This window comes from Brevibacillus sp. SIMBA_040, assembly GCF_046535075.1.
GTDB lineage: Bacteria > Bacillota > Bacilli > Brevibacillales > Brevibacillaceae > Brevibacillus.
In genome coordinates, this window is record NZ_JAWRXI010000020.1 from 37,208 (window position 1) to 48,751 (window position 11,544).

General features: G+C 49.1%; 9 protein-coding genes. All 9 read right to left on the minus strand.

The genetic code is table 11. The features are described from left to right. Positions 1 to 96 precede the first annotated feature (96 nt). A complete protein-coding gene (locus SB752_RS26070; protein ID WP_410718393.1) occupies positions 97 to 1,167 on the minus strand; it encodes a CamS family sex pheromone protein in 1,071 nt (356 codons plus the stop codon). A 12-nt stretch (positions 1,168 to 1,179) separates the two neighbouring features. Next, positions 1,180 to 2,091, minus strand: coding sequence for a WD40/YVTN/BNR-like repeat-containing protein (locus SB752_RS26075; protein ID WP_410718394.1), 912 nt, complete (start codon positions 2,089 to 2,091; stop codon positions 1,180 to 1,182). Between the two features lie 33 nt (positions 2,092 to 2,124). Beyond that, complete coding sequence (gene ligA, locus SB752_RS26080) at positions 2,125 to 4,140, minus strand: NAD-dependent DNA ligase LigA (protein WP_410718395.1); 2,016 nt, start codon at positions 4,138 to 4,140, stop codon at positions 2,125 to 2,127. A gap of 58 nt (positions 4,141 to 4,198) precedes the next feature. Continuing rightward, positions 4,199 to 6,529 carry a DNA helicase PcrA gene (pcrA, locus tag SB752_RS26085; protein WP_410718396.1) on the minus strand — a complete coding sequence of 777 codons (2,331 nt, stop codon included), beginning with the start codon at positions 6,527 to 6,529 and terminating at the stop codon, positions 4,199 to 4,201. 101 nt (positions 6,530 to 6,630) lie between these two features. Further along, positions 6,631 to 7,431: a VanW family protein gene (locus SB752_RS26090; RefSeq protein ID WP_410718397.1), complete on the minus strand. Its 801-nt coding sequence runs from the start codon at positions 7,429 to 7,431 to the stop codon at positions 6,631 to 6,633. 228 nt (positions 7,432 to 7,659) lie between these two features. After that, a complete protein-coding gene (locus SB752_RS26095) occupies positions 7,660 to 8,859 on the minus strand; it encodes a branched-chain amino acid ABC transporter substrate-binding protein (RefSeq protein WP_410718398.1) in 1,200 nt (399 codons plus the stop codon). A 476-nt stretch (positions 8,860 to 9,335) separates the two neighbouring features. Beyond that, a complete protein-coding gene (gene pcrB, locus SB752_RS26100) occupies positions 9,336 to 10,031 on the minus strand; it encodes a heptaprenylglyceryl phosphate synthase (RefSeq protein WP_410718399.1) in 696 nt (231 codons plus the stop codon). A gap of 17 nt (positions 10,032 to 10,048) precedes the next feature. Then, positions 10,049 to 10,339, minus strand: a complete 291-nt coding sequence (locus SB752_RS26105; RefSeq protein WP_023556537.1) for a YerC/YecD family TrpR-related protein — start codon at positions 10,337 to 10,339, stop codon at positions 10,049 to 10,051. 113 nt (positions 10,340 to 10,452) lie between these two features. Further along, on the minus strand, positions 10,453 to 11,508 hold the full coding sequence (locus tag SB752_RS26110; protein WP_410718400.1) for a DUF3048 domain-containing protein: 1,056 nt from the start codon (positions 11,506 to 11,508) through the stop codon (positions 10,453 to 10,455). Between the last annotated feature and the right edge of the window lie 36 nt (positions 11,509 to 11,544).

The window sequence follows — 11,544 nt, forward strand, 5'->3', positions numbered from 1 at the left end:
ACTTATGTTTGAACACAAACGTCAGCATTATACAAAAAACCCGACTTTTCATAACCAATGCAATGAAAAATCGGGTTAATCGATCATTTTAAAAGATTAGCTCCGGTAGAGATGCATATAGGGCTCACCAGAGGTTGGACGAATATAGATCGACAGCGGCTTACTCATCGTCTGCACATACAGGTTGACGTGCACACTCTTGTCAATCAGCTGGTTAATACTACCTGCCGCAAATTGTGTAAACTGCAGCACCTCTGATCGTGAGTCATATTCTGCTGTCGCTGTGATGGTCAGCTCTGTCAGTCTGCCATCCATAAAGCGCCCGACTCCAGTCAAACCGATGTACTCCGGAAAAAACTCTTTCGTTTGGCGCATCAGCTTATCAAACTGCAGCGATTGCTGCGCATATTTTTTCTCAACGTCCTTGCTCGGGAAAAGGAAATATTCCTCTTCGATCGGTTGCCACTTGGAAACAACCGCCTCACCTGTACTGACGGTTCCCGACATGATAAAGTGTCCCGGCACCAACGAGGAATTGGCTTCTGGTACTTGATACATCATGATCAGTATCGGTACCTGCGGGCTGTTCACACGCACAGACTGGACAATCTTTGCCGCCAGCTGCTGCCCTTTTGCCTGCAATTCCTGAGGCGTATAGACCTTCTCTTGCCCAGTCGCATCCACATAGTTCGGTGAAAGCGAGAGTCCCAAGACCATGCCAGACAATTGCTTGGTCTTCTTGTTGAGATAATCATGCTCCAGTACATGTACCAGAATTCCTGTTTTCTTCTGACCATTTGCTGTACCGCTTTTCTCCTGAGCGATCCATTCGGTCACCTGTTCCCGTGTTACCTGCTGTCCTTCTTGGAAGAAATAGTCTGACGTCGGGAACGTATCTCTGGCAAACTCCATCAGCCCAAGCTCCAAATGACTAAAGTCAATGCGATATTTGGTGCTGCTGAGCATGCCTCGCGTCTGATTCGTTTTATACGGCGTAACGCTTCCGTAGTAATCTTCGGATACTTCTACAACCTCTGACAAGGATGGAGTCGTAGGCTCCGGTGCTGTCTTTTCCTTGCCAATGGGTAGCAACGAACAACCAGTTGTTACGATCACGAGAAGTAGAGCCGTCACCAGCCTGCATCCTGTCAATAACTTCGCTTTCATACGCTACTCCTTTTAATTCCACTTGGTCCAGCGATTGTCGACTAGCTTGTAAATCAGTGCTGATTCACCGATCCCAATCCATTTGGTCTTTCCTTCGCCAGAAGCTATCAATATCAGCTTTTCGGGGGCGCGTGCATCGAGCAGTCGCCACTCCCCTTTTACTTTTTCAAAAACACCACGCTCGGTCGCGACAGCCAGTACTCCGGTACGTCGTTCGATGGAAAGAGAATAGATTTGTTGCGCCTCTGGCAATACCTCTGTCTTCCACTGCCCGTCTTCATTATAGAGCAAGCTGAATTGCGCGGCTACATAGAGTCGGTTTTCCTCCGGGTTAAAATCCATGGCATATACTTCCTGATCCATCGGCTGCCACAGACTCCAATTCTCTCCCTTATCTACGGACTGATATATTCCTTCCCCTGAGATAAAGGCAAACAGACGGATTTTTTCACCCTGACGAATCCCGGTGAAGCTGCGAATTTCAGCAGGAACAGGCAATCCTTTTCCGATAGGGTTCCATTCTTTGCCGCCATCTGTAGAAAGATGCACGCCTTCATTGCCTGCGACGATGATTTGACGCACGTCATCAGGGTCCACAAACCAGCCTACAATCGCTTGCTGTTCCAATTGTGGGGAGAGGAGGCCCCACAAGCCTCCGTCAGCTGAGCTGTACAATCCTGCATGCGTACCGACCCACACTCTTTCGGAATCCGTCGTCATCTTGAGATTGTGCACCATTTCTCCCTTTTCCAGCACGTCCTTATAGGTCAAGTCTCCCTGTAGAGCAGCTGCCGTAACCGAAGAAGGATTCGGCTTGCTCCGTTCGCTGCCATCACTACAGCCGACCAAGAGTGTCAGTATCAACGCGCCGATTCCCCATCGTAGGAAGCCCTTCATGCCCTTCACGTCCCTTCCCTTACTCATCCGTCTGTCGCTATCCTTGCTGTCTTTTTACGATTACTTGTTTGCTTCTAACACCTGCAGGAAGCCTGCTTCGTCCATGACTTCTATACCAAGCTTCTCTGCCTTCTCCAGCTTGGAGCCAGCTTTGTCACCGGCAATGACCAGATCGGTCTTTTTGCTGACGCTGCCTGTTACCTTGCCGCCCATACGAGCAATCGCTTCTTCTGCCTCCTGGCGCGACATCTGTGTCAGTGTGCCAGTCAGTACAATCGTTTTGCCTGAGAACGGCAGCTCTGCTCCGCTTTCGATCCGAATTCCTTTGTATTCCATATTGACGCCCGCTGCCTTCAGACGCTCGATGACGGCTTCGGCCTGTGGCTGACTGAAGTAGTTAATCAGGCTGGCAGCCATTTTCGGTCCGATTTCGTCGATTTGCGTTAGAGCTTCTTCATCAGCCTGCATGATAGCATCTATGTGTCCAAAATGCTCGGCAAGTACGCGCGCTGCCTTTGCACCTACCAAGCGAATGCCGAGGCCAAACAATACCCGTTCCAGCGAGGTTTCCTTGCTCGCTTCGATGGCAGCCAGTAAGTTATCAACTGACTTTTCCCCCATGCGCTCCATGCCCAAAAGCAAATCGCGCTGCTGATGCAGGTAATACAGATCTGCCACGCTGTGGATAATGCCATCGTGATACAGCTGAGCCACTACCTTTTCCCCGAGACCGTCAATATTCATCGCGGTGCGGGAAACGAAGTGGATCATGCCCTCACGGATCAGCGCGGGACACATCGGGTTGATACATCTGAGAGCTACCTCTTCCTCCAAACGCACAAGCTCACTGCCACATTCCGGGCAATGCGACGGCATGGAAAATGGCGTCTCAGAGCCAGTACGTCTCTCCGGGAGAACCGCAATAATCTCCGGGATGATATCGCCCGCTTTTTTCACAACGACATGATCGCCAATCAGCAAGCCTTTTTCACGAATAATATCTTCGTTATGCAGAGACGCACGCTTGACTGTCGTACCTGCCAGGCTGACTGGCTTCAGCAGAGCCGTTGGGGTCACGTTGCCAGTTCTGCCTACAGATACCTCGATTCCTTCCAAAACCGTGACAGCTTCCTCGGCAGGGAACTTGTAGGCCACTGCCCAACGCGGACTTTTTGCGGTGAAGCCCAGCTCCTGCTGCTGCGCGTAGCTGTCTACCTTGATAACCAGACCATCGATTTCATACGGCAAATGCGGGCGCTTTTCTGTCCAGCTTTCTACAAATGCCAGCAGTTCATCGATGTCGTCAAAGACACGGCGCTCCTGATTGACCTTGAAGCCCAGCGTTTCCAGCAAAGCGAGCCCTTCGCTGTGCGATTCGACTACCTCGCCCTGCAAATCACCGATCGCGTAAATAAATGTATCCAGCTGACGGGAAGCGGCAATTTTGGGATCAAGCTGTCTGAGCGAGCCTGCAGCAGAGTTGCGCGGATTGGCAAACAACGGTTCGCCGCGCTCCTCCCGTTCTTTATTCAGTTTTTCAAAGGCGCCTTTTGGCATATAAGCCTCGCCTCTTACCTCCAGCGTTACCGGTCTTGTCAATCGCAGCGGAATCGAACGGATCGTTTTCAGGTTCTGGGTAATATCTTCTCCCGTCGTACCATCGCCCCGGGTCGCTCCTCTGACAAACAAACCGTTTTCGTAATGGAGAGAAACAGCCAATCCGTCGATTTTCAGCTCCACTACATAGCGCACCGCCTGACTGCCTACTGCCTGACGGACACGGCGATCAAAATCCCGTATTTCTTCTTCGTTAAAAGCGTTGCCTAGACTCAGCATCGGAGTTCTATGTACGACTTTTTCAAAGAAAGGCAATGGCTCCCCACCTACGCGCAGGCTTGGGGAGTCCGGTGAAGCCAATTCCGGAAAGCGACTTTCCAGTTCTTTTAATTCCCGCATCAATTGATCGTATTCCTGGTCCGTAATCTCAGGTCGATCCTCTTCATGATAAAGACGGTTATGGTGCTCAATTCGTTTCGCTAATTCTTTCATTTTTGTTTCCGCCGTCAAATGATCCATGGCATTCATCCTTTACTCATGCGATTCGAGTACCGTATTTATTGTACGTTTCCCTTCATTATCCCCGCTGGATAGGGGCAAATTTTGCTAACAGCTTTTTGATACCGGTAGGGCTTGGGAAAGCGATGTCGAGCTCCATGTCGTCACCTGTTCCCTTCACCTTGACGACCGTTCCTGTACCCCATTTGCCATGCTGTACGCGATCGCCAACCTTCCAGTCTACACCTGCTCCTGCGCCATGACCAGGCAGTTTTTCGCCGGCCCCCGCACCAGGACGTGAGAAGGAGGAAGTAGCTGCTCCTGCCGTACGCTGGGCGAGGCCCATTTTTGGAGCTGCTCCTGCTTGCGTGGACGGTGCTCCAAACGGTCGACCTGTGTCTCGTTGTCCAAATGCGGAGGTGCGTCCGCCACCAAATCCACCTCGCTCTGCTGTCGGACTACCTTCGAGCAGATCAGCCGGAATTTCTTGCAAGAAGCGGGATGGTGCATTCACGTTTGTCCGTCCGAACAACGTCCGCATCCGTGCACACGTCATGTACAGACGTTCCTCGGCGCGCGTGATGCCTACGTAAGCGAGGCGACGCTCTTCTTCCATCTCGGCATCATCAAACAGAGAACGGCTATGCGGGAATACCCCTTCCTCGAGGCCAACGAGGAATACGACAGGGAACTCCAGACCTTTGGCACTGTGCAAGGTCATGAGAACGACCTGACCCTCAGCCGATACTTCTTCCTGCGCTTTGTCGTCACCGAGTGAATCGATGTCTGCTACAAGGGCCAAATCGGTCAGGAAAGCAAGCAAGCTCTTGTCTTCGTTTTTACGCTCGAACTCCTGCGTAACGGACAGAAACTCCTCGATATTCTCCAGTCTTGCCTGTGCTTCCAATGTTTTTTCTTCTTTGAGCGATTCGCGATAGCCAGAGCGCTTCAATACTTCCTCCACCAGCTCGGTTACACTCAAGTAATCGGTCATCTGCATCAAACTCGTGATCAAATCATTAAAGGATAAAATCGCATTCGTCGTGCGCGACGACAGCCCCATATAAGCCGTATCCTGTATCGCTGCAAAAAGAGACTGGCCCTGTGAGTTTGCATACGCCTGTAATTTGTCTACCGTGGTGTCCCCGATGTTGCGCTTCGGCACGTTAATAATACGTTGCAGGCTGATATCGTCGTCCGGATTGGAGATGAGGCGCAAATAAGCCAGGATGTCCTTAATCTCTTTACGATCATAGAACTTGGTTCCGCCGACGATCGTGTACGGAATGTTCGACTTGATGAACACTTCCTCCACCACGCGGGACTGTGCGTTCGTCCGATAGAGAATGGCGAACTTGTCATAGCGCTTGTAATCCATCATCTGCTTGCGAATCGTGTCCACGATAAAGTACGCTTCGTCGTGCTCGGAGTCGCCCTGGAAGCAGTTGATTTTCTCTCCACCATCATTATCGGTCCACAGCTTTTTTTCCTTGCGCAGCTTGTTGTTGGCAATAACCTCGTTTGCTGCTTGAAGAATCGTTTTCGTGGAGCGATAGTTTTGCTCCAGCTTAATCATTTTCGCTTCGGGATAGTCTTTTTCAAAGTTTAAAATGATGGAAATATCTGCACCCCGCCATTTATAAATACTTTGGTCGGCGTCACCCACGCAGCAAACATTGCGGGATTTGTCCGCCAGCATGGAAATGAGCAAGTATTGGGCGCGGTTCGTATCCTGATACTCATCTACGTGAATGTAGCGGAATTTTTTCTGGTAAAACTCCAATACCTCTGGTACTTCTTTAAACAGGCGAACAGTCGTCATGATCAAATCGTCAAAATCAAGAGACTGGTTGCTTCTCAGTTTTTTCTGGTACGCCTCATATACTTTGGCAGCCACTTGCGAAAATGGGTCACCAGCGAGGCGAGTGAATGTTTCCGGATCGGTCAGCTCGTTCTTCGCTGTGCTGATCGCCGCCAGGATCGACCGTGGTTCATACTGCTTCGGATCGATATTCAGCTCCTTCAGGCATTGCTTCACAACCGACAATTGGTCGCCCGCATCCAAAATGGAGAAGCTGCGGTTGATCCCTAAGCGATCAATATCTCTGCGCAAAATACGTACGCACAATGAGTGGAAGGTAGAAAGCCAAGCATCCTGCGCGGCTGCCCCTCCAATAATGGCTGCAACACGGTTTTGCATCTCCCGTGCTGCCTTGTTTGTAAACGTGATGGCAAGAATGCTCCATGGCGCCACCTGCTTGGCACTAATGAGGTAGGCAATCCGCTGGGTCAGCACCTTTGTTTTGCCACTTCCTGCTCCTGCGAGAATCAAAACCGGTCCCTCAGTTGTGAGGACCGCTTCCTTTTGCTCAGGATTTAAGCCAGCTGTAATACGATCTGCAAAAGACATATGTAAAAGTCCACCTTTCCACGTTCCCTAAACGAGCGCATATGTTCTTATTTTCGCACAGATCGCTGCCTAGTTCCAGTTCGTAAACGAATTAGGAAAGATCATCCTTTTGGCAATAGCGGCTCATACATCATCATAGCGCGATTTTGCGTGATCCATTCGTCATAAAGCCATTCTCCGTCCAGTGCAAACACGTTGCGGTACAGCTGATTGGTCCGCTCATAGCCTCCCCAAATCGAAGGGGCTATCTCATGATCTTTCTCTATTATTTCATAGGTTCGTGTCCGTGGCATGTCCGAACGCCACTCTCCCGCCAAATACGTATCTGTTATGTATAGATGCAATTGAAAGCTTTGCTTTGTCTGGTTGGTAATTTGTAGATCCAGATAATTGTAAAAGCAGGTGGCTCCGCTTCCAAACGGCTGAGTGCGATTCGCATCAGGGAATACGTCGTAGCTGTGGCGATGCCGCTCTGTTACTGTAAGTGGTATATGCAGGGTCATCCAGTACAGCAGATTGGATAACTGACATAAGCCTCCACCAACAGCTGAAGTGACACGCCCATGCGAAAGCAGCATTCCCTCTACATATCCTTTACTCCGCGTCGGCTTGCCGATCAGCTTCCAGTATGACATCGTTTCACCAGGACGAATCACAAGACCATTTAATTGCCGGGTCGCGATTCGCAGATTGGTCACCTTGTTATGCTGCATCCACATCTCCACATCTTTTAATTTGCGTAAAAGGATGGTCTGATGACCAAAATGGACATGAGGAAGTAGCTGTTGCACTCTCTCACTAGCAAAACTCTTGGGTCCCCACAACCACTCTCCGTACCTTTTCAAGCGAAAATAGCAGATGCCAGCTGCAAGCCGCCATTTTCCCCGAGTGATCGGTTTCATCGAACTCCCTCATTTTCTATTATTTGGATTTTATCTGCTATCATATAAACGCATTTAATGATCTCTGAGTTGCGCAAATTTGTATATTTTACTTACAAAATTGTAACCCGGTCTTAAGAAAAACAAATTTCACGCTGCATCCCCTATTGGTCCTGCCTTCCCGAGCATCGGGCTTTGTTCAAGAAAAAAGCTGGTGTCAGTCCGACACCAGCTCCTCTCCACTGCACACTATTCAATTTTGCCCAAGAATTTCGTAGAGTCTGTCGTGTACTGATAAACGAATACGTCTGCAAACACGTTGTCACCTTTGTCATCAAACGTAACGTTAACGAACTTTCCATTGAAATCCTTCGTTTGGTGAACAAGGTCAAGAACTTGCTCGCGAGTAGGCTTTTTGCCGCCATTCGCCTTGATTGCTTCCTTGACTCCGTTTAGGATGATGTTCATAGAGTCAAATGCGTATACAGAATACGTCTCTGCTTTTTTGCCCATCGCCTTTTGGTATTCCTCTGCCCATTTTTTGCCGTCATCTGTTTGCTTAACATCACCTGCGAGGGAAGTAAAGTAGATGCCCTCCGCGGCAGGACCCGCGATTTTTATCAAATCGGAGGAGTCAATTCCGTCACCACCCATGAACAAGCCCTTGAAGCCTTTCTCTCTAGCCTGCTTCACGATGATGCCTGCCTCTGGATAAATACCGCCAAAGTAGAGCATGTCTGGGTTTTTGGAAATAACTGTGTTGACTACAAAGTTGTAGTCCTTTTCGCCCTGAGTAACGCCTTCATAGCCCAGAACCTGTACGCCATCTTTTTCAAACTGTGCCTTTACTTCATCCACCAGACCTTGTCCGTACGCTGTTTTATCATGGATTAGGAATACCGTTTTGACACCGAGCTTTTCCTTCGCATATTTTGCACCTTTTGGACCTTGTGCGTCATCACGTGCACAGATGCGGTGTACCGTCTTTTTGCCTTCTTCTGTCAGCTTCACGCCGCTGTTCGCGGGAGAAACCATGACAAGCTTGGCTGACTCGTACTTCACGGATGACGGAATGGCCACTCCAGTATTAAAATGGCCAACTACTCCGAGTACATCAGGATTGGCTGCAAGCATCTCGGCATTGGATACACCGATTTTGGGGTCAGCTTGGTCATCCTGAGGGGTAAGCTGCAAGTCGAATCCGAGCTGCTTGAATTCCTCTTTTTGCAAATTCAGAGCATATTCTGCGCCTGTTTTGATAGAATCACCAATGGCAGACTGAGAACCGGAAAGCGGACTTTGGGTAGCAATCAAAATTTTGGTCCCACCAGCTGCTGCGTCTGAGCCTGTCGTATTTTTTTGTTCGACAGTCTGCGAGTTACATGCAGAAAGAGACAGAGTTGCCAACAACGCGGAGAAGATAATCGCTTTCTTTTTAAATAGACTCACACGTTTTCCCCCTTGCACTTCTGATAATTTAGATAATTCTATAAATTATATGATATGAAATAATTGGAAATTATTGACCATACAACATGTCCAATCATCATATATCATTATTGTACATATCATCCATTCCCATCAGGGCTTGTTTGTGCATCGTCACTTGTAAAGTGGAGGAAAAAGGATAAATAAGCGCCAGCTTCTTGGGTTCCTGCAATGGGGTAATCTCTGCACGGCTCCATGAAAAAAGAGAAACCGCGTCCAAAGTCGATTGTTCAGGAAGTTATTCAGAGGTGGACGCTTAAAGGCGTGTTTCTCTTTTTTCGTTCCGCCTCGGCTGGAACCCAAAGAGCTTTGCTTATTTATCCTTTTTCCTGACCAGCTTTTACTCTGTTCCGCTGCCTTTTTTTCGGTAATTACCAAAAACCTAGTAAAATGAAAAAAAGAGACCCTAAAAAGGTCTCTCTTGCAAATCTGCATCGTTATTCTGCTTTGCCTTTTACAGCTGCCACTGTTGCCAGTGCTGCCTCCAGGTCATCATAGATGACATTGCCGACAACGATTGTATCTGCGATGGCTGCCATCTCGCCTGCTTGCTCTGGGGTTCTGATCCCGCCTCCGTAAAAGAGGTGTGCTTCGTCGGCTCCTGCTTTGCAAGCCCGAACGACAGCGGGATCGCCATAGGTTCCGCTATATTCCAGGTAGACGATCGGCAATCGGCAAATCTTGGTCGCAACCTGCGCGTACGCCTTGGCTTCTTGTGCATCGGCGATAGGCCGTGCACGGGTCAGCTCGGCTACACTCGCTTCAGGATTTGCGATCAGGTAGCCCTCTGTGATGATGTCGTCCCAGTGAATATAGGCTCCATACGTTTTCAGTCCGGATACATGCGGGGCAAACATCCAGTCCGGATCACCCGCGTTGAGTACAAGCGGGATCAAATATGAATCAAACCCTGGCACCACTGCATCAAGCGAGGATATTTCCAGTAAGGCTGGGACAGCATAGCGTCTGATACGGGACATCAAATCCAGTGTATTGTCGTATGTCACGCCATATGTACCGCCAACGATGATGCCGTCTGTGCCCGATTCGCAAATCGCTTCCAGCGCGTCTTCATCAATGGCTTTGTCCGGGTCCAGCTTAAACACATGGCGCCAGCCACGATAGTCAATCAACGTTGCCTGCCTCCTACCTATTTACCGATCCGCTCCAGCGCCATTTGGTATCCATCGTTACCGTAATTCAGGCAGCGTTTGACACGAGAAATAGTCGCTGTACTCGCACCTGTTTCTGCTTCGATCTGGTTGTACGTGAAGCCCTTGCGGAGCATCCGTGCCACCTCCAGACGTTGTGCCAGTGATTGCATTTCATTTACGGTGCAAAGATCGTCAAAAAATTGATAGCATTCTTCTATTGTTTCCAAGGATAAAACCGCTTCAAACAACTGTTCAATCCCTTTACCCTTCAACTTTTCAAGTTGCATATTCGTCACCCCGTTATCTAATCCGTCTCCGGTTTCCCACTGTGAAATTTTTAAGCGTTAAAGCCCTACTAATTATCTTAGAAGAAACCGCCTTCATCTGCAAGCCCTATTCCCTATTGGAACTTCAGAGATTGAGACAATCCAGGGGTGGTGGGCAGGACTTCTATCCAAGTATTTCCTGGCAGCCATTGCACTTCCTTGGTCAAGGTTTCGTCTTCATACGCGCGGATAACGCCATTGCTGCGCTTCCATCTGATTTTTCGTACCTTTCCCTGTTGGAAAATGTAACCGTCACCTGGACCAACAACATCTACCTGCATGCGTCCTTCTTTGTCCAGTACGCGATGCTTGGCTGAAATGACAAGCAGATTCGTAGTTCCGAGCTGCTTGTTATCACTCAGATCCACATGTGGCTTGCCTGCCGTAAAGCGCATGTATTTCTTCTGCTCGGCATCGTACGTAAATGCTGCCTTGTTCAAGGAGTGGAAGGTAATATCCACCTGTGTTGCAGGCTCCCCTTGCTGAATAACTGCATCCTCAGGCAAGAAACTAAAATGTGGAACCTCTGCCGTCGTGCGCATTCCTTTATCCTTCATTGCCTGCTCTAATAGCTCTAGCTTTGTGTACAGGTTGTGCGGCATTTTGCGGAAGCTTTCCCGCCAGAAATAACGACCATTCGACAATTCGTTTAAATTGTAATCCGAGCGAGCCAAAGTCGCCAATGCCTCCGGACTGCCGCCTGCATGAACAAGCACGGCATCAAAGCCGAGACCTAATTGGATAAAATAAGGTCGGATACTGCGTACAGGTCCGATTACCTCCGGCCTTTGGCTTTGAAAGATGGTGAGAAAACGGGTCATTTCCCCTTCTGCCATCACTTCATAAATCATATCAGCTTGGTTCAAGCCAGTCTGTGGTCGCGCTGGTGGTGCGTTGTTGATCATAACCATAATCGGGCGTTTGTTATCCAAATTTTCCTGGCTGCCAAGACCAGTCAAAGGAGCCCGATACGGATACTGGATTGGTTGATTTGGCTCAGGTGTTTCCACAGGTGGAGCAGGTGGCTCCGGAGTGGGAGTCGGCTGGGTTTCAACCGGTTGGGTGCTACATGCTGTAACCAAAAGCAGCATGGATAAGAACATGAGAGAAGATTTGACGAATCGTTTCATAGAATCGCTCCTTTCTATGTTTCTCTCGCCTACGAA

Excerpts from the sequence above, each read along its gene's own strand:
- SB752_RS26070 (WP_410718393.1), bottom strand. The coding sequence starts at position 1,167 with ATGAAAGCGAAGTTATTGACAGGATGCAGGCTGGTGACGGCTCTACTT.
- SB752_RS26075 (WP_410718394.1), bottom strand. The coding sequence starts at position 2,091 with ATGAGTAAGGGAAGGGACGTGAAGGGCATGAAGGGCTTCCTACGATGG.
- ligA (WP_410718395.1), bottom strand. The coding sequence starts at position 4,140 with ATGGATCATTTGACGGCGGAAACAAAAATGAAAGAATTAGCGAAACGA.
- pcrA (WP_410718396.1), bottom strand. The coding sequence starts at position 6,529 with ATGTCTTTTGCAGATCGTATTACAGCTGGCTTAAATCCTGAGCAAAAG.
- SB752_RS26090 (WP_410718397.1), bottom strand. The coding sequence starts at position 7,431 with ATGAAACCGATCACTCGGGGAAAATGGCGGCTTGCAGCTGGCATCTGC.
- SB752_RS26105 (WP_023556537.1), bottom strand. The coding sequence starts at position 10,339 with ATGCAACTTGAAAAGTTGAAGGGTAAAGGGATTGAACAGTTGTTTGAA.
- SB752_RS26110 (WP_410718400.1), bottom strand. The coding sequence starts at position 11,508 with ATGAAACGATTCGTCAAATCTTCTCTCATGTTCTTATCCATGCTGCTT.